Source organism: Helicobacter pullorum (assembly GCF_900638355.1).
GTDB classification, from domain to species: domain Bacteria; phylum Campylobacterota; class Campylobacteria; order Campylobacterales; family Helicobacteraceae; genus Helicobacter_D; species Helicobacter_D pullorum.
Window position 1 is genome coordinate 1,336,597 of the sequence record NZ_LR134509.1, and the last position, 16,009, is coordinate 1,352,605.

Annotated in this window: 16 protein-coding genes and 1 pseudogene; 4 read left to right on the forward strand and 13 right to left on the reverse strand. The window is 34.8% G+C overall.

Features of this window, described 5'->3' with window-relative positions; genetic code table 11:
* The 9 genes from EL247_RS06520 to EL247_RS06560 all read right to left on the reverse strand — a co-directional run bounded on the left by EL247_RS06520 (position 1) and on the right by EL247_RS06560 (position 9,176).
* Entirely contained in the window at positions 1-2,082 is a 2,082-nt protein-coding gene (locus EL247_RS06520; protein ID WP_104745975.1) for an STT3 domain-containing protein, read from the reverse strand.
* Positions 2,036-2,425 carry a 30S ribosomal protein S9 gene (gene rpsI, locus EL247_RS06525; RefSeq protein WP_005022753.1) on the reverse strand — a complete coding sequence of 130 codons (390 nt, stop codon included), beginning with the start codon at positions 2,423-2,425 and terminating at the stop codon, positions 2,036-2,038. The genes EL247_RS06520 and rpsI overlap by 47 nt, the downstream gene beginning before the upstream one ends.
* Before the next feature lie 9 nt (positions 2,426-2,434).
* Complete coding sequence (gene rplM / locus EL247_RS06530) at positions 2,435-2,854, reverse strand: 50S ribosomal protein L13 (RefSeq protein WP_005022751.1); 420 nt, start codon at positions 2,852-2,854, stop codon at positions 2,435-2,437.
* A gap of 151 nt (positions 2,855-3,005) precedes the next feature.
* Entirely contained in the window at positions 3,006-4,430 is a 1,425-nt protein-coding gene (locus tag EL247_RS06535) for an anaerobic C4-dicarboxylate transporter (RefSeq protein ID WP_005022750.1), read from the reverse strand.
* Between the two features lie 69 nt (positions 4,431-4,499).
* On the reverse strand, positions 4,500-5,195 hold the full coding sequence (locus tag EL247_RS06540; protein WP_005022749.1) for an ABC transporter ATP-binding protein: 696 nt from the start codon (positions 5,193-5,195) through the stop codon (positions 4,500-4,502).
* Positions 5,182-5,955 (reverse strand): ABC transporter ATP-binding protein, encoded by a 774-nt coding sequence (locus EL247_RS06545; protein ID WP_054195633.1) that lies wholly within the window; start codon positions 5,953-5,955, stop codon positions 5,182-5,184. Before EL247_RS06545 ends, EL247_RS06540 begins: the two co-directional genes overlap by 14 nt.
* Positions 5,955-7,154 carry a branched-chain amino acid ABC transporter permease gene (locus tag EL247_RS06550; RefSeq protein ID WP_005022747.1) on the reverse strand — a complete coding sequence of 400 codons (1,200 nt, stop codon included), beginning with the start codon at positions 7,152-7,154 and terminating at the stop codon, positions 5,955-5,957. The genes EL247_RS06545 and EL247_RS06550 overlap by 1 nt, the downstream gene beginning before the upstream one ends.
* 9 nt (positions 7,155-7,163) lie before the next feature.
* Positions 7,164-8,063, reverse strand: coding sequence for a branched-chain amino acid ABC transporter permease (locus EL247_RS06555; protein ID WP_005022746.1), 900 nt, complete (start codon positions 8,061-8,063; stop codon positions 7,164-7,166).
* Between the two features lie 9 nt (positions 8,064-8,072).
* A complete protein-coding gene (locus EL247_RS06560) occupies positions 8,073-9,176 on the reverse strand; it encodes an ABC transporter substrate-binding protein (RefSeq protein WP_104745963.1) in 1,104 nt (367 codons plus the stop codon).
* A gap of 248 nt (positions 9,177-9,424) precedes the next feature.
* Here EL247_RS06560 and EL247_RS06565 point away from each other — a divergent pair, with 248 nt between their 5' ends.
* Together EL247_RS06565 and EL247_RS06570 are read left to right on the forward strand one after the other, a co-directional pair.
* Positions 9,425-10,549 (forward strand): pyridoxal-phosphate-dependent aminotransferase family protein, encoded by a 1,125-nt coding sequence (locus tag EL247_RS06565; protein WP_005022744.1) that lies wholly within the window; start codon positions 9,425-9,427, stop codon positions 10,547-10,549.
* Positions 10,549-11,601, forward strand: a complete 1,053-nt coding sequence (locus EL247_RS06570; protein WP_005022743.1) for an NAD-dependent epimerase — start codon at positions 10,549-10,551, stop codon at positions 11,599-11,601. The genes EL247_RS06565 and EL247_RS06570 overlap by 1 nt, the downstream gene beginning before the upstream one ends.
* Positions 11,602-11,653: 52 nt before the next feature.
* Here EL247_RS06570 and EL247_RS08735 read toward each other — a convergent pair whose 3' ends face one another.
* Both EL247_RS08735 and EL247_RS08780 read right to left on the reverse strand, forming a co-directional pair.
* Positions 11,654-11,947, reverse strand: coding sequence for a CZB domain-containing protein (locus EL247_RS08735; protein ID WP_230845601.1), 294 nt, complete (start codon positions 11,945-11,947; stop codon positions 11,654-11,656).
* Positions 11,948-12,082: 135 nt separating this feature from the next.
* Positions 12,083-12,754, reverse strand: a pseudogene (locus EL247_RS08780) (methyl-accepting chemotaxis protein); the annotation flags it as partial.
* Between the two features lie 210 nt (positions 12,755-12,964).
* Between EL247_RS08780 and fumC the strand changes: the two are divergent.
* The gene (gene fumC / locus EL247_RS06580) at positions 12,965-14,356 is read left to right on the forward strand and encodes a class II fumarate hydratase (protein WP_054195629.1); all 1,392 of its coding nucleotides are present in this window, start codon (positions 12,965-12,967) and stop codon (positions 14,354-14,356) included.
* Between the two features lie 18 nt (positions 14,357-14,374).
* Here fumC and EL247_RS06585 read toward each other — a convergent pair whose 3' ends face one another.
* Both EL247_RS06585 and hypB read right to left on the reverse strand, forming a co-directional pair.
* The gene (locus EL247_RS06585) at positions 14,375-14,644 is read right to left on the reverse strand and encodes a HypC/HybG/HupF family hydrogenase formation chaperone (RefSeq protein WP_005022738.1); all 270 of its coding nucleotides are present in this window, start codon (positions 14,642-14,644) and stop codon (positions 14,375-14,377) included.
* Positions 14,622-15,317, reverse strand: a complete 696-nt coding sequence (gene hypB / locus EL247_RS06590) for a hydrogenase nickel incorporation protein HypB (protein ID WP_065829469.1) — start codon at positions 15,315-15,317, stop codon at positions 14,622-14,624. The genes EL247_RS06585 and hypB overlap by 23 nt, the downstream gene beginning before the upstream one ends.
* Before the next feature lie 114 nt (positions 15,318-15,431).
* On the opposite strand from hypB, the gene ribA reads away from it, so the two are divergent.
* Positions 15,432-16,007: a GTP cyclohydrolase II gene (ribA, locus tag EL247_RS06595; RefSeq protein WP_065827004.1), complete on the forward strand. Its 576-nt coding sequence runs from the start codon at positions 15,432-15,434 to the stop codon at positions 16,005-16,007.
* Positions 16,008-16,009: the final 2 nt, after the last annotated feature.

Here is a 16,009-nt window from a genome sequence, read left to right on the forward strand (position 1 = left end):
TTATTTCCTCACTTGATATACCACGACAAAATCATTCTCAAAAACAAGATTCATCGCAGGATTATTCCTAAAAATTAACCATTGCACAAGATTGCTCTTTAAATATTCAAAATCCATTACAATTTCTCTCCCTTCCCAAAACACTTTTACAAGCGGTATGCCATCTTGACTTCTTTTGATATAAAAGTCCGAAAATACAAAATATTCCTCTGCACTCTTTAGTGGCATATCCCCATAAACAAAAACAGATTCTCTTAATCTTTTTCCATTTTGCAAATTAATATTCCTAAAACTATGAATATTTGCAACCAAAGGCATAATTCTTTTTGGCAATACCCAATACACTTCTCCCTTTGGTAAATCCCCAATATTATAATCTTTTTTCTGCAAAGAATCCAAAAAAATGTTAGGATTGCTTTTGTTTTCTTGAATAATTTGCTCAAAGAGCAATTTCCATTGATTTTTTGGAGTATTTTGCATTTTTTGAGCCAATATCAAAGAAAAATTTCTAGCCAATATCGGAGATTTATTCATCAAAATTTCTGCGATAGGATAATTAATGCTACCTGAATGCAGTCCTCCATCCAATAAAACCTCCGCTTTTGTAAAATACTCCAAAGCATAGCCATAATCCCACCAAGAAAAAACAATATCATCTTTCAAAAAGCAAAAAGATTGCAAACTCCTAATCTCTTGATTAGTCAAAATCGGTTTTGGAATACTATATTCTAAAGTTGCCAAAAATAAAGCCACATATCCCGCAAAAACCACCATAGAAGTTTTTAAGAATCTCCGCATAATATCTAAGATTCCAGCAAAAAACAAAACCACACCAAATGCCAAAATAGGAGCCAAAAACAAACTAAACCGCACTCCAAGCTCTAAAGAAGCAAATCCTAGAAGCAAAAAAGGGAATAAAAAAATACACAAATAAATAAAATTATGCCTTTTTGATACAAAATAAAAGCCAAAACACAAAAAACCCATTAAGCCCAAAACAAATAACAGCCACCCTCCACTTCTTTGCACTAATGTCTCTAACCCATGAGAGCTTGTCTCCAAAATACTATCCACCACAGAAGCATAAATATAAGCACTAGAATACTGAATTTCTCCAAACAAATAAGCTTTAATTTGTGCAATTAGAGGATTAAAAAGTCCAAAAAAATACGCATACGCACAAGCAATCAAAAAGCAAAAAATCATCATCTTGCGAGTTTTTATCATCAATAATGCAAGCACCAAAAATAAAATACCCAAATTAGATGGAGCAAGAACAATCAAAAAAACACTAGAAATCTCTAAAATAGGAGTTTTAAAATATCTTTTAACACAAAAAAACAAACCTTCATAGCCCAAATACAGCAAAAATCCAGCCAACAAAATATTTTGAATCCCATTATGCCAATTTACCGACAAAAACCCCAAAAAACCAAAAAGAGCCAACCAATGAAATTTTTGCTTAATGATATATAACCATAAACAAAAAATTGTCAAAAGTGGCAAAGATAGTAAGAGCATATCTGTATCAAAATACCCAGCGCCTGTGCGTTGATAAAAATGCGGTGCAAACGCACCCAAAAATGCCCCCAAAAATGCAAAAATTTGATTGCTTTTAGAAGTAAGAATCTCAAAATATTCCAATACAAAAAAACATATCCCATACAAAACAATTCCAAAACTCACACTAAAAGCAACGCTACTCCATACCAACACATTATCAAGCCCAAAGATTTTTGCAAAAATTCCCGCTAAAATCGACAAATAAGGAACAGCAATATTAAAAGATTCTAAAAATTCTTTTGCACCCTTTGCATAAAAATAAGAATCATAAGAAGTCAAAATAAGAGAATGATTAAAAAAATTTTTCGAATCTTTTAAAAATAATAAATAATCCCAATAATGAAATAGAAAATAAGCACAACAAAAAATACAAATAAATATAAAATGCCATAAAAATAGAGGTTTAAAAAAGAGAGAAATTTTCAAAGATTTTTGAATAAAACAAGAATCCAAGCAAGTGCTTGGAAACTGATTATCTTTTTGAGAATTGTGGGCTTCTTCTTGCTTTTCTTTTCCCATACTTTTTGCGCTCAACAACTCTTGAATCTCTTGTCAATAGTCCTTTTGGCTTGAGAATTGCTCTAAAATTAATATCATACGCTGCTAAAGCTTTAGAGATTCCATGACGCAATGCTTCTGCTTGTGCAGAATAACCACTCCCCATTGTTGCTGCGACAATATCTACACTTTTCTCTTGTTTAGTAAGAAGCAAAGGCTGCATTACTTTCATCTTGATAGCTTCATGACCGCCCAGCCAATCATTCAAATTTGTTCCATTGATACTTAATTTACCACTTCCAGGAGCTAACCAAACTTTAGCTATTGCTGTTTTTCTTTTTCCAGTTGCATAAATTTTTGCCATTTTCTATCCTTACTTTGATACTTGTGCAGTGTGAGGGTGATTTGCATCACAATAAACTTTAAGCTTCTTAATCATTGCTCTCCCAAGCTTTGTTTTAGGAAGCATACCGCGAACTGCTAATTTATAAAGCTTCTCTGGGTGTTTTTCTAACATTTCTTTGAGAGTTTTAGATTTTGTACTTCCAAAATATCCAGAATGTGTAAAATACTCTTTATCTTCGAGCTTCATACCGCTAAATTTTACCTTAGGAGCATTGATTACCACTACAAAATCTCCACAATCCACATTAGGAGTATAACAAGGCTTATGTTTGCCTCTCAATAGAGTTGCAATCTCTGTGATTAAACGACCAAAAGTCTTTCCTTCTGCATCCAAAACAATCCACTCTCGTTTGATTTCATTGGCTTTTGCCATTTTGGTAATTTTCATATTGTTACCTTTTATATAAATTTAATTCATTAAAACTCGGAATTATAACTAAAAAATATAAATATTTACTTAAATTAAGATATTTTTAATGATAATAAAAATTTTTGAGAGATTAAACTTTAAACTCTAAGAGGCAAAGAGCCTCTTAATCTTATAAATAACCTGCAATAATTGCAAGGACATAACCCGCACAACATGAAGTAAATACCCCAATAAGTCCGGGCAAAATAAAGCTATGATTGATGACAAATTTACCAATACGCGTTGTACCGGAGCGATCAAACTGAATTGTAGCAAGATCACTTGGATAAGTTGGCAAAATATAATATCCATAACAAGCTGCCGCAAAAGCTACAATAATACCCGGCTCTACTCCAATATTAAGCGCTAAAGGCACAAATGCTGCGATAGCTGCTGCTTGCGAATTTACAAATTTTGAAATAAGCAACAGCATTACTGCATAAGTCCAAGGGTGTTCTTTTACAACACCTCCCAAAGCTTCTTTCATCATAGGAGTATGCACTGCAAACATTGTATCTGCCATCCATGAAATCCCAAACACTGCTACTAATGCAATCATACCCGAACGGAAAATCTCATTTTGTGCAATTTTCTTAGCGTCTGTTTGAGTAAAGATTAAAATAGCCGAACCCGCCAAAAGCATAAACATTTGAATCACTGCAACCATAGAGAGAGAATCCATTTTAGGATTCCCCAAAGCATCAAATTGTGGTTGCCCATTTTTCATTATTTGACCCCAATTTGGACGCAATTCCTCAAAGATTCCAAGAATCGCCACTATCGCAATTGCAGCCAAGAAAATCCACATCGCCACCCAATCTTTTGTAGGCAATTTGATATTTAATAAAGTCTTAGTTTCACCATAGACATATTTTTTAAATTCTGGATCTTTTAAATGCTCTTGAAATTGCTCATCTTTATCCAAATCCTTGCCCCTAAACCATGAAAAAATCCCAATACAAAGCACTCCAAAAAGCGTACTAGGGATAGTAATTTGAAGCAAATTGACATAGCCATCAAATCCTGCAAGTTTATGATCTGCTGCTAATAATAATGCAGTGAGGCTCACTACCGCTACTGATACTGGGGAAGCAATGATTCCCATTTGCGAAGAAACAGAAGCAGCAGCCATAGGACGCTCTGGGCGTATATTGTTTTTGATAGCAATATCATAAATAATGGGCATAATCGTATAAACCACATGCCCTGTCCCACAAAGAATTGTTAAAAAACAAGTTACAAATGGTGCTAAAATCGTCAAAAACTTCGGATTTCTACGCAAGATTCGCTCAGCAATTTGCAACATTACATCTAATCCCCCACTTGCTTGCAAAGTTGCCGAAGCCACCACTACTGCCAAAATTGTAAGCATTACATCAATAGCTGGCTTACCGGGCTTAACATGGAATAAAAATACAAGCATTAATATCCCAATCCCTCCAAGCATTCCTAGAGCGACACCACCTTTACGCGCTCCATAGAAAAGACACACAAGCACAACGACAATTTGTATGGCAAATTGCACCCCTTCATCAAGATTTATAAAAAAATCCATGAATAAATCCTCCAAAATTAAATATTAAATTTGTATTATAACACAAAAATTTAAAGATAATATAAGAATTTAACCACCTAGATACATTTTTTTAATTTCAGGGTTTTGCAATATTTCTTTAGAATCTCCATCCATTGTAATTTTTCCATTCTCAAGCACATACGCACGATTAGCAACCTTCAATGCAGCAAAAGCATTTTGTTCTACAAGTAAAATAGTAATGCCCTCTTCTCTCAATCTAGCAATAATCTCAAAAAGCTCCCCTACAACCTTTGGTGCCAATCCAAGACTAGGTTCATCAAGCATTAGAAGTTTTGGCTCACTCATCAAAGCTCTTGCAATAGCAAGCATTTGCTGTTCTCCCCCACTCATTGTTCCTGCCATTTGCTTATATCTCTCTTTTAAACGAGGGAAAAGATGATACATTTTTTCTTTCATAGCCAAAAAATTTTCATCATTATTATAAGCACCCATTCGAAGATTCTCATCTACACTCAAATTAGTAAAAACATGCCTTCCCTCTGGGACTAATGCTATTCCCCTTTGGATAATTTTATGCGTTGGGATATGGGAAATATCTGCCCCAAAAAAATAAATTTTTCCTTTTGTTTTAACGCTATGGACAATCCCATTTAATGTAGAAGTTTTGCCCGCACCATTGCTACCAATTAATGTAATAATCTCGTGTTCTTCAATATGAAAACTAATCCCCTTAAGCCCAGCAATTAATCCATAATAAACTTCCAAATTCTCAATTTGTAGCATAATAATCCCCCAAATACGCAGCAATCACTTCTTTATTATTAATTGCATCTTGTGGTGTTCCATTAAAAAGCTTTTTACCATAATCCAAAACCAAAACCTCTGAACAAAGCCTATTGACAAAAGGCATATCATGTTCAATTAGCAATACACTCAAATTAAAGTCTTTTTTCATTTTCAAAATCAATTCACAAAGCTCTTCGGTTTCCTTGGGATTCATACCTGCAGCAGGTTCATCTAGCAAAAGCAATTTTGGATTAGTCGCCAAAGCCCTTGCTATCTCTACTTTGCGACTATTTCCATAACTCAAAGAATTTGCAGGCAAATTAATTTTATCCCCCATTCCCAAATACTCCAAAAGCTCAATAGCTCTATTTTTAATTCTCTTTTCCTCTTTGAAATATCTCCCTACTCGAAACATTGCTTCAAAAAAAGTATATTTTGCATCATTGTGCAAACCAATTAAAACATTCTCCAATACACTCATAGAAGAAAAAAGACGAATATTTTGAAATGTTCTTGCAATCCCAAGATTTACAATCACATTAGGCTTAAAGCGGGAAATATCCTTACCACAAAATGTTACCTTTCCGCTTGTGGGCTTATAATTTGCTGTGATAATATTAAACATTGTTGTTTTTCCTGCACCATTAGGACCAATAAGCCCAAAAATCGTACCTTCTTCTATACTAAAACTCACATTATCAATCGCCTTTAAACCTCCAAAAGCAATACTTACATTCTCTAGCTCCAATAATGCCATTACGCTCTCCTGCCAAAGATTCTAAAAAATCTCGGTTTTAAATCCCACAATTCTTTTTTACCCATAATTCCTTCTCTAGCAAACAGCATAATAACCAACAAAATCAAAGAGAAAAACACCATTCTAAGCCCGGGATAAGCTCCAAAATCTTGACCAAAGAAAACCAAAGGTTGGTCTAAAAATCTAAGCCATTCACCCCCACCAATGACCAAAATAGTTCCCACAATAGCACCCGTTGTGCTACCAAGCCCACCTAACACAATAATAATCAAGAGTTGAAAGGTTAATTCAAAGCCAAAAATCTTAGGATCAATCGTAGTCAATAAAACCGCCATTAACCCTCCCCCAACACCTTCTAAAAATGCACTAGTAGAAAAAGCGAAAGTTTTGATTTTAAAAGTATTAATCCCCATAGCAATTGCCGCATCTTCATCATCTCTTACTGCTTTCATAGCCCTACCATACTTAGAATACACAATCTGCAAAATCAAAATTACTGCTGCTGTTGCAATAATCCCACTCCAAAAAAGCACGGTAATATTTGCCCCATTTTCAAAAGAATGCGTATAAACGAAATTCAAAGGATTCTTCAAAAATTCAGGCAAACTTTGCGAATCTAGCAAACCTTTTAGAAAGTTTTGTATTCCACCAACCACAGAATCTGCATTATTTGGAATCTCATTTAAACCAATCGCCCCATTAGTCCATTGTGGATTATTAATAGCTAAAATTTTAATAATAAATCCAAACCCCAAGGTAACAATTGCCAAATAATCCCCTCTAACCCTAAAAACAGGAAATGCAAGCAAAATAGCAATCAATGCCGCAACTACACCACTGCACAACAAAGCAGGAAGTAGCTCGCTATACATACTAAGCACAAAAGGATGCGGCTCTGCAAGTTCAAACATTCCAAGCTTCAAATCCTCATCTAAAAGCATTAATGCTGTAATATATGCTCCAATTGCGACAAATCCATTAGGCTCCAAAGAAAGTTGCCCTGTTACTCCATTGATCAAATTATAGCTCACCGCTAAAATTACAAAAATCAAAATATTATTAAAGATTCTCAAAGCATAATCATTTAAAAAACATTGTGCCAAAAATAAGACAATAATTACCCCAATATACAGCAACAAATGCCCACTTAAAGTAATGCTTGTGGGATTAGAAGTATAAAGTTTTTGTATTTTATTCATTTACACCCTTTAAAAACGGCTTTTCTCTAAACGCCAATCACCCATAATTCCAACTGGACGAAACAACAAAACAAGGATTAAAAATAAAAACGCAAAAGCATCTTTATACCCACCAAGTTCTGGAAATATTGCAACTGCCATTACTTCTGTAAATCCCAAAATAAAGCCACCAAGCACAGCACCTCCAACACTTCCAATTCCGCCCAAAACTGCCGCTGCAAAGGCTTTTAGTCCAATTAAAACACCCATAAGCGGGTCAATTGTAGGATAAGAAATAGCATAAAAAATACCACCGATACCTGCCAAAGTGCTACCAATCACAAAAACAAGCCCTATAATATTATTAACATTAATCCCCATCAATCGCACAGTATTAATATCAAAAGCAGTCGCCCTAATAGCCATTCCCTGCTTTGTGCGATACAAAAATTGCAATAAAACCACAAGCAACAATAATGTAACAATCGGCACAATGATAGTGATATAAGTTAGATTGATACTTCCAAGATTAAAAGTATGTGAAAAAAACTCCGGAGCACTAAAGAATCTAGGAGTAGAACCAAAAAAGACATTAAATAGATTCTCCAAAAAAAAGCTAACCCCAATAGCTGTAATTAGCATCGAGATTCTAGGCGAAGAACGCAAAGGGAGATAAGCCACTCTATCAATTCCAACTCCCAAAATAGCACAAACCAAAACAGCAAAAATTGCTGAAGCATAAAAGGGCAATCCAAGGGAATTTATAGCAAAGAAGCTCAAAAAAGCCCCAACCATAATAATATCTGCATGTGCAAAATTAATCAATCTCAAACACCCATAAACCATTGTATAACCAATGGCTATAAGTGCATACATACTCCCAAGACTTAATCCATTAACGCATTGTTGCAAAAAAGTTAAAATATCCAAAATTCTACCTTATGGTTCAATGGTTGTTTTATACACCAATTTACCATTTTGAATTTCATTGATAACGGCACTGCGGATTGATTCACCATTTTGGAGAGAGAATTTTCCACTAATCCCTTCATAATCTTTTACATTGCGTATTTTATCATTGATACAAACCCTATCTTCTGCACCACATGCTTCAATAGCTGCTATTGCAATCCCATAAGCATCAGCCAACATTGCACTAAAAGTGCTTACAGGCTCTTTATAAGTGGCTTCATATTCTTTTATAAAAGCCTCTCCCTTAGGTGTCTGCTTAGAATTTGTAGAATAATAATCTGTTACCATATAGCCCTCTCCTGCTTCTTTTGCCACATCAAAAAAGATTTGATTAGAAACAAGCCCATCACCACCAATTGTTGGGATTGCCATTCCAAGTTGTTTTGCTTGCAATGCGATTAATGCACCTTCATTATAATAAATAGGTAGATACAAAACATCCGGATTAGCTGCTTTGATACTTGAGAGTTGTGCTTTGAAATCTTTAGTTCCTGCTTGTGCATTTGTTTCAATTACAATTTGCCCTCCAAGCTTTTTAAATTGATTCCTAAAAGCTTTTGTAAGACCGATAGAATAATCACTGCTATTATCAAATAAAATCGCAGCCTTTTTTGCACCCAAATCTTTAAAAGCCAAATTTGCAGCAATTAGCCCTTGAAAACTATCTGCAAAAGAGATTCTTGAAACAAACTTCTTACCCTTTGTTACCCTATCATTAGTAGCAACCGGTGAAATAAGCGGAGTTTGATTATCATCAGCAATTTTTGTCATTGCCAAAGCATTTGTAGAGATCATAGGACCAATTACAACACTAACTTTATCGCTTGATACAAGTCTTTGCATTGCATTAGCAGATTCAATCTTATCACTTTTATTGTCAATAAAAATAATCTTGATAGTATCACCATTTTTAGTTTTATTTTGTGCTTTATAGGCAAGATCAATCCCTCTTTTTCCAAGCTCACCAAATCCACCAACAGCACCACTAGCAGGCAATACAACTCCTACTTTAACTTCTCCACCAAAGGCAAAACCACATACCAAAGCCAAAGAAAAAATAATCTTTTTCATAATATAAACTCCACTTTTAAGATAATTTTAAAATTTCAAATTATAAAAAAGCCTTACTTTAATGTTGTTTAGATTTCATAAAATAATCTTAATTTTTAAAATAATTCTTTATAGCTTTCAAAAAATGCTTACTTTTTACACTCCAAAACTCCTTTAAAGCTAACCTTTTTGACAATTATTATTTTGTTATATAAGTTTTGCTATAATTTTTAGATTTATTTTTCATCTCTATGACTTAAGGATTAATTATGCTACTTTTCACACCCGGTCCTACACCAACCCCCGAATTTATTAGAGTTGCTATGAGTGAGCCAACCATTCATCATAGAACCCCTGAATTTGAAAATATCTTTAGCAAAACAAGAGAGCTCCTCAAAGAAATGCTACAAATGCCCGAAGTTTTAATGCTTGCAAGTTCTGGAAGTGGTGCAATGGAAGCGTGCGTTACTTCACTTTGTGCTAAAAAACTTCTTAGTATTAATAGCGGAAAGTTTGGAGAGAGATTTGGGAAAATCGCTAATGCCTTTAATATTCCTTGTGTAGAAATCAAGAATCCTTGGGATATTCCTGCAAGCCTAGATTCTGTTTTAGAAGCACTCAAAAACAATCCTGATATTGATGCTTTTTGTATTCAAGCTTGCGAAAGCGCTGGAGGTTTGAGACACCCTTATGAAATCATCGCCAAAGCCATCAAAGAATACAATCCTGAAATTATGGTAATTGTTGATGGAATTACTGCTATGGGAGTAGAAAAACTTGATGTAAGTTGCATTGATGCCCTCATAGGAGGCTCACAAAAAGCCTTTATGTTGCCACCGGGAATGAGTATTATTGGACTTAGCCAAAAAGCAATCCAAAAGATTGAAGATAGAAATGTTGGTTTTTATTTCAATCTCAAAACAGAACTAAAAAACCAAACCAAAAACACGACTGCTTGGACTGCTCCTACAACCATTATAATAGGGCTTTGTGCGTTTTTAGAAAAAGCAAAAGAAATCGGTTTTGATGAGATTTATCACGATACAAAAGCACGCTCTTTAGCCTGTGATGCAGCACTAGAGAGCATTGGATTGAAAATCTATCCCACAATCCCCGCACTTTCTATGACTACTATTAGCGATGACAAAAGCGATGAAATTAGAAAAATCCTCAAAAAAGATTTTAATGTCAATGCCGCTGGAGGACAAGATCATCTAAAGGGTAAAATATTTAGAATCAATCACATGGGAATAGTGCCTATTAATGAAATTGCTTGGGTTGTCAATGCAGTTGAATTAAGCTTAGATAAATTAGGGCGTAGAAAATTCAATGGTTTTGCAAATCAAATTTTCTTAGAACAATATTATAAACTTAAAAATTCAAAGGTAAAATAATGAAAATTTTAGTAACTGGGACAGCAGGTTTTATTGGTTCTTTTTTGGCTTTGAGGCTTTTAGAGCGTGGAGATGAAGTTATTGGGCTTGATTGTATTAATGATTATTATGATGTAAAAATCAAATATGGAAGATTAAAAAACGCTGGAATCTCTCAAGAAAAAATCTCTTATAATACACTCATCCAAAGCGAAAAATACCCCAACTATCGCTTTATCAATCTCAAATTAGAAGATAGAGAAAACCTCTTTGCTCTTTTTAAAAATGAAAAATTTGATAAAGTCTGCAATCTCGCTGCTCAAGCGGGTGTGCGATATTCTTTAGTCAATCCCTATGCTTATATTGATAGCAATATCGTAGGTTTTGTAAATATCCTAGAAGCTTGCAGGCACCACAATATTAAGCATTTAGCTTATGCTTCTAGCTCTTCGGTTTATGGACTTAATGAGGGAATGCCCTTTAGCACAAGTGACAATGTAGATCATCCAATTAGCCTTTATGCTGCAAGCAAAAAAAGCAATGAATTGATGGCTCACACTTATTCTTATCTCTTTAATCTCCCTACAACCGGACTAAGATTCTTTACAGTTTATGGACCATGGGGACGCCCTGATATGGCTTTATTCCTCTTTACAAAAGCAATCTTAGAGGATAAAGCCATTGATGTTTTCAATAATGGGGAAATGCTAAGAGATTTTACCTATATTGATGATATTGTAGAAGGTGTGGTTAGAGTAATTGACAATATTCCTACGCCAAATCCACAATGGAATGGCAAAAATCCTGACCCGCACAGCTCAAAAGCACCTTATAAAATCTACAATATTGGCAATAACAATCCCGTAAAACTTATGGACTTTATTGAAGCTATTGAAAAAGAAGTCGGCAAAACAGCTCAAAAAAATATGCTACCTTTGCAACCCGGTGATGTTCCAGCAACTTATGCTAATGTTAATGATTTGGTGAGTGAATTAAATTATAAGCCTAATACTTCCATCCAAACAGGGATTAAGAATTTTGTGAAGTGGTATCGAGAATTCTTTGCAATCTAAGCAATTCTACAAATTTTGAATCCCTCCAATAAAGGGATTCAATACAATCCCCTTAAGAATCTAGAGAGTTAATTTTTTCTGCTGCGAGATTATCGAGGCTTTTTACAACTTTATCGCTTTCTTCTTCTGCTTGTTTGAAGTATTTGCTAATCTCTCCCATACAACCTTTTGTTCCGCCGTTATTTTTCATCACATTGTATCCAGCAATGATATTTTCATGCACTCCTTGGTGTGGTGCTTCAATAAGCGGATAACTAGGCAATGTAGAATAATTTTGCTTACCACTTCCGCTATCATACCATTTACCCAAACGACAATCATGATGCCCAACAAAAGTTGCTTCCATATTTTCATTAAAGATTGCACTATAACCATTAATCTTAAAGAGCAAATGATCAAGTTTAACAAGTCCGATAAATGTTGAAGTAAGAATCTGCTGTGTTTCTTGACAAATTTGTGTAGCTGAAGTTTGGATTTTTTCCAATGTTTCATTCTGTGTTCCCAAAACTTCCATTTCTTTGATGATTTCATCGGTAGAAGTTTGCACCTCTGAAAAATTCTGTTGCACCACTTGAATATTCATCTCAATTTCTTTGGTAGCTTTTTGTGTCCTTTCTGCTAGCTTCCTAACCTCATCTGCAACAACAGCAAATCCTCTACCATGCTCCCCTGCTCTTGCTGCTTCAATAGCTGCATTAAGTGCAAGCAAATTTGTCTGGTCTGAAATATCTGTGATGAGTGAAATTACACTAGAAATAGCAGTAAAGTCATTTTGCACTTGTGTAATCATATTGTTAAAATCTGAAAGTTTAGCAGTCATACTAGATAAACCATTGATTAAAACCTCTTGTGTTGAAGCCGTATTTTGAATATTTTGTGTAGCGAAGTCTTTTGCATTATAGAGCAAATCCACGGACTTTGCAAAATCATCTTGCAAAATTTTAAGATTCACGCCACAACTTTTAGCCAATCCCAAAGTCATATCTTTAAAAACAGCTATTTCATCTTCTCCAGAATCTTGCGTTTGTTCAAAAGAAGCAATCTGCCCTTCTAATTCTCTATTTCTCTCTTGCAATCTTTGAATTTCACCCTTTAAGAGCTTATTTTCCTCCAATGCTTTTTGAAGCTCTGCTTTGTATTTACCATCAAACATTATTTTCTCCTTAAAATTTTTACCAAAACTGACTGCCTTTAAATTTCAAAAGTTTCTCTAATTTCAAAAAACCTTGATTTAAATATTTTATCCTAATTTCACTCAAAAATTCTTTAATAATATAAAATAATGAATATCTAAGCAAATTTTATAGTATTTTATGATTTAATTTGCCCATACTCTTAATAAAATACACAAAAGGATAAAAATATGGATTTTAGAATCGAACACGATACTATGGGCGAAGTTAAAGTTCCTAATGATAAATATTGGGGCGCACAAACAGAGAGAAGTTTTGAAAATTTTAAAATAGGGATCGAAAAAATGCCAAAAGTTTTGATTTATGCCTTTGCTAATCTCAAAAAATCCCTTGCAATCGTGAATTTTAAGCTTGGCAAATTACCTGAGGACAAAAAGAGCGCCATCACTCAAGCTTGTGATGAAATTATTGCTGGGAAGTTTGATGATAATTTTCCTCTTGCTATTTGGCAAACAGGCTCTGGGACACAAAGCAATATGAATCTCAATGAAGTAATTGCCAATCGTGCCACTGAGATTTTAGGGGGAGATTTTAGAAAAGAAAAGCTTATCCACCCAAATGATCATGTCAATATGTCCCAAAGCTCTAATGATACTTTTCCTACTGCTATGAGTATTGTTGCAGTAGAACAAGTCGAAAAAAAGCTTATCCCCGCTCTTGATGAATTAATCGCAACCTTCAAAAACAAAGTAGAAGAATTCAAAAGTATTATCAAAATCGGCAGGACTCACCTACAAGATGCTACACCGCTGACTTTAGGACAAGAATTTAGCGGTTATCTCTCTATGCTAGAACACTCCAAAGCACAAATTCTTGCCTCACTTCCGACATTAAGAGAGCTTGCTATTGGAGGAACTGCTGTTGGGACAGGACTCAATGCACACCCAAAACTTAGCGAAATGGTAAGCGAAGAATTAAGCCAACTCATCGGCACGAAATTTGTCTCTAGCCCCAACAAATTTCACGCACTCACAAGCCATGATGCAATAAACTTTACCCATGGTGCAATGAAAGGTTTAGCTGCAAATTTAATGAAAATTGCTAATGATATTCGTTGGCTTGCAAGTGGTCCTAGATGTGGGCTTGGAGAATTAAATATCCCCGAAAACGAACCCGGTAGCTCTATTATGCCCGGCAAAGTCAATCCAACACAATGCGAAGCAATCACAATGGTAGCAGTGCAAGTTATGGGGAATGATGCGACTATCGGCTTTGCAGCAAGTCAAGGCAACTTTGAACTCAATGTCTTCAAACCAGTAATCATTTATAACTTCCTCCAAAGTCTTGATTTACTCGCAGATTCTATGCACTCTTTTAATATTCATTGTGCAATAGGAATCACACCCAATCAAGCAAAAATTGACCACAATCTACATAATTCCCTAATGTTAGTAACCGCACTCAATCCTTATATCGGATATGAAAATGCCGCAAAAGTTGCCAAAAACGCACACAAAAAAGGTATTTCTCTCAAAGAGAGCGCAAAAGAACTCGGATTAGTTAGCGAAGAAGATTTTACAAAATATGTAGATCCAACCAAAATGATTGGTCCAAAGGCATAAAGGAATTTTTCCTTTTGCCTAGCCTTTTTTGTTTGCCTCTTGTATTTCTTGCTCTTCCTCTTGTATTGCCTTAATAATCTCTTCATAAGTTTCTAAAGAAAGTTTTGCTTGTTCTTCATCGATTTTTCCCATTACATACCCAATATGCAAAAGCACATAATCCCCGACTTTCACTTCCTCACTCATCAAATCCAAACTTGCTTCCCTGCTTACCCCTAGAGTATCCAAAGTAGCTGTATTAGTTTCTTTATCAATAGAAATTACTTTAGAAGGTATGGCTAGACACATAATTTTTCTCCTTATTTGCTTTTAAAAAATCACAAACTTTCTTAATAGATTCCAAATCATTTTTTGCAACCAAAAACAATGGTATTTCTTTCTTGAGTTTAGCCAAATCCTCTTTCACTTGCCCAACCTCAAAATCAAAAACTTCTATCAAATCACTTTTAGAAATTATCACCGCATCAGCACACATAAACATTGTTGGATATTTCAATACCTTATCATCTCCCTCCGCAGTCGAAAGCAAAACAATATTCATATTTGCACCCAAATCATAACTCGCTGGGCAAACAAGATTACCCACATTTTCAATAAACAAAAAATCTCTCAAATCCCCTTGTTGTTGCAAATTATCCAATGCTTCTTTTACCATCAAGGCTTCCAAATGGCACGCATCACCTGTGGTAATCTGATAAGCATTGACACCATACCTTGCAAGCCTTTGTGCATCACGATTTGTTTGCAAATCACCCTCTACCACACTAAAATCCAAAAGATGATTTTTTGCGATATTTTCAAGCAATGTTGTTTTTCCACTTCCCGGCGAACTCATCAAATTTACCACAAAAAGCCCATTATCTTTATAAAACTCTCGCAATTTCATCGCTTCTTGATCATTTTTAGAAAGTATCCGCATACCCACTTCAATGCTCTTTTTTGACAATGTTGGATTATCCATTCAAAACCTTAAATTTTTTAAAATAATTTTAGCAAAAACAAAATAACTTCTTGCTTTTTTTAGAGCAAATTAGCTATATTACCGATTTTTAATATTTATAATTTAGGAAATTTTATGAAAATTCAAATATCTAATGAAGCCAATCTACCAACACGATTTGGGGATTTTAAGATTCGTGCTTTTAGAGAAATCAAACAAGAATATCCTTTAGAACATTTAGTAATAAAAACACAAGAAATGGGAGATAATCCACTCATAAGAGTGCATTCAGAATGCCTCACAGGCGACGCACTAGGGAGTCTAAAATGCGATTGTGGCGGAGAACTACACAAGGCTTTAGAGCAGATTCACAAAGAACAAGGAATGGTAATTTATTTACGCCAAGAAGGACGTGGAATAGGATTGTTTAACAAAGTCAATGCCTATGCCCTCCAAGATGAAGGCTTAGATACCCTACAAGCCAATCTCAAGCTCGGATTTCAAGGTGATGAGAGAGATTATTCGATTGTAAAATTTATCTTTGAATATTACAATCTCACAAAAATCAGACTCCTTACTAACAACCCTCAAAAGATTCAATACTTTTCTCAATTCGCACAAGTTAAGCGAGAGCCAATCATCATCCCTTGCAACAAACACAATGCAGATTATCTCGCAATCAAAAAACAAAAAATGGGACACCTCCTCTAAAG

Bases quoted from the DNA above. Each gene is read 5' to 3' on its own strand.
- EL247_RS08735 (WP_230845601.1), bottom strand. From the start codon at position 11,947: ATGGAAGCAACTTTTGTTGGGCATCATGATTGTCGTTTGGGTAAATGG.
- ribA (WP_065827004.1), top strand. From the start codon at position 15,432: ATGAAAATTCAAATATCTAATGAAGCCAATCTACCAACACGATTTGGG.
- EL247_RS06535 (WP_005022750.1), bottom strand. From the start codon at position 4,430: ATGGATTTTTTTATAAATCTTGATGAAGGGGTGCAATTTGCCATACAA.
- EL247_RS06540 (WP_005022749.1), bottom strand. From the start codon at position 5,195: ATGCTACAAATTGAGAATTTGGAAGTTTATTATGGATTAATTGCTGGG.
- EL247_RS06545 (WP_054195633.1), bottom strand. From the start codon at position 5,955: ATGGCATTATTGGAGCTAGAGAATGTAAGTATTGCTTTTGGAGGTTTA.
- EL247_RS06570 (WP_005022743.1), top strand. From the start codon at position 10,549: ATGAAAATTTTAGTAACTGGGACAGCAGGTTTTATTGGTTCTTTTTTG.
- fumC (WP_054195629.1), top strand. From the start codon at position 12,965: ATGGATTTTAGAATCGAACACGATACTATGGGCGAAGTTAAAGTTCCT.
- EL247_RS06585 (WP_005022738.1), bottom strand. From the start codon at position 14,644: ATGTGTCTAGCCATACCTTCTAAAGTAATTTCTATTGATAAAGAAACT.
- EL247_RS06550 (WP_005022747.1), bottom strand. From the start codon at position 7,154: ATGAATAAAATACAAAAACTTTATACTTCTAATCCCACAAGCATTACT.
- hypB (WP_065829469.1), bottom strand. From the start codon at position 15,317: ATGGATAATCCAACATTGTCAAAAAAGAGCATTGAAGTGGGTATGCGG.
- rplM (WP_005022751.1), bottom strand. From the start codon at position 2,854: ATGAAAATTACCAAAATGGCAAAAGCCAATGAAATCAAACGAGAGTGG.
- rpsI (WP_005022753.1), bottom strand. From the start codon at position 2,425: ATGGCAAAAATTTATGCAACTGGAAAAAGAAAAACAGCAATAGCTAAA.
- EL247_RS06520 (WP_104745975.1), bottom strand. From the start codon at position 2,082: ATGGGAAAAGAAAAGCAAGAAGAAGCCCACAATTCTCAAAAAGATAAT.
- EL247_RS06565 (WP_005022744.1), top strand. From the start codon at position 9,425: ATGCTACTTTTCACACCCGGTCCTACACCAACCCCCGAATTTATTAGA.
- EL247_RS06560 (WP_104745963.1), bottom strand. From the start codon at position 9,176: ATGAAAAAGATTATTTTTTCTTTGGCTTTGGTATGTGGTTTTGCCTTT.